At 31.2% G+C, this 1,648-nt stretch carries 1 protein-coding gene; it reads left to right on the top strand.

Annotated features, from left to right (window positions below; all coding sequences use genetic code 11):
* The first annotated feature begins 218 nt into the window (after positions 1-218).
* Positions 219-1,424 carry an ISL3 family transposase gene (locus VLM92_RS05565; protein WP_325275361.1) on the top strand — a complete coding sequence of 402 codons (1,206 nt, stop codon included), beginning with the start codon at positions 219-221 and terminating at the stop codon, positions 1,422-1,424.
* The last annotated feature ends 224 nt before the right edge of the window (positions 1,425-1,648 follow it).

Genomic DNA, 1,648 nt, shown 5'->3' with positions numbered 1-1,648 from the left:
GATATATAACTTTGTCATTTTTATTTTTTATACTTGGTATAATAATAATTGTTATTTCAATTATGGCATTTATGTTGTTAAAAATTAATTACAAAAATTTATTATAATGGGTTGTCCTCGGAATTGAGTTGAAAAAATAGATATAATAAAGGCATCTGAGAGACTATATTGGTATTATATAGTTTAGCGACTAAATAAACCGATAAGGAGCTCTCCAGATGCCCACCTCAAATTTATTAAGAATTTTGGGATATTACAAGGTATATTTTTTAACAGCATTTTTCAAGCCCAATAAATTGTTTGTTGAATTAAAGACACAGGACGATAACTATGTTTGTCCAAAATGCCACACAAGAGACATTAGTCTTTATGGAAAGAAAAAGCGTACATTCAGAGACTTATCCATTACAAACCGACAATTTTATATAGTTTATCATCGTCATCGATTAAAATGCCCTGTTTGTGGCGTATTATCTGAACATCTTTCATTTGCAGATGATTATAGCCGTTACACGAGACGTTTTGAGAGATACGTTTTTGAACTTTGTCAATTACTTCCAATCTCAGATGTTGCAAAACATTTAAAGCTCAGTTGGGATACAGTCAAAGAGATTGACAAGAAGTATTTAGAAAAGAAATATCAAAAGCCCAATTACAAAAATCTTTCGCTTATTGCTGTTGATGAAATATCGATTGGAAAATTTCATAAATACTTAACAATCGTACTTAATCTCCAAACAGGTCAAATTGTTTACGTTGGCAACGAGCGAAAAAAAGAAACCTTAGATGCTTTTTTCAAGGCAATTGGACATGTTCGTTGTCGTCGCATCAAAGCCATTGCCATGGATTGTTGGGATCCATATATCGCATCTGCAACAGAATATCTCGGACAAGACAAAATCGTATTTGATAAATTTCATATAGTAAAAAACTATGGTAAAGTAATAGACAAAATTCGTATCGCTGAATTTTCAAAAGCTGATCTTGATAGTCGAGAAATCATTAAAGGGACAAAATATTTACTGCTATACAACCATGAAAATCTAAAAAATGAAAGTCAACGGAACCGACTAAAAGCTGTTTTAGAACTTAATGAAAACATTAACTTAAGCTATATCTTAAAAGACGAATTAAAACAAGTATGGTCCCATGACAATCAAGATCAAATGGAATTGGCTCTGAATAATTGGATTGCAACTGCAAAAACTTCTGAATTAAAACCGTTAATAAAATTTGCTGAAATGTTGGAACATTATAAATATGGTATCTTGAATTATTGTACTTACCCAATCTCTACTGGAAAACTTGAAGGCACAAACAATAAGATTAAGGTACTCAAGCGTAGAGCCTATGGCTTTCATGATATGGAATACCTCAAATTAAAATTGTTTGATTTACATCATAACAACTCAAAGTCGAGGTGAACTATTAATATTAAAATAAGTAGCAACCGAAAGTCCTGCGCTGAAAGCGCATAGTATTGAACTTGCGTGTTGAAATAATAAATTTAAAATTCACCTGGCATAAAACTTGTATCTAAAATAAAGAATCTGTGCAATTGAAACGAACTGATTTTTCTCTTGATTTTGATGAAAATTCTCGATACAATATTTGTTTTGCACAGGGCAAAGAATAATTTGTACTGATC

The sequence above is a fragment of the Romboutsia sp. genome, assembly GCF_035470145.1.
Taxonomy (GTDB): Bacteria; Bacillota; Clostridia; order Peptostreptococcales; family Peptostreptococcaceae; genus Romboutsia_D.
The sequence above is the reverse complement of the archived record's forward strand: the minus strand, read 5'-3'. Positions and strand labels throughout refer to the sequence as shown.

Coding starts and splice junctions, on each gene's coding strand:
- VLM92_RS05565 (WP_325275361.1), top strand. CDS start 219: ATGCCCACCTCAAATTTATTAAGAATTTTGGGATATTACAAGGTATAT.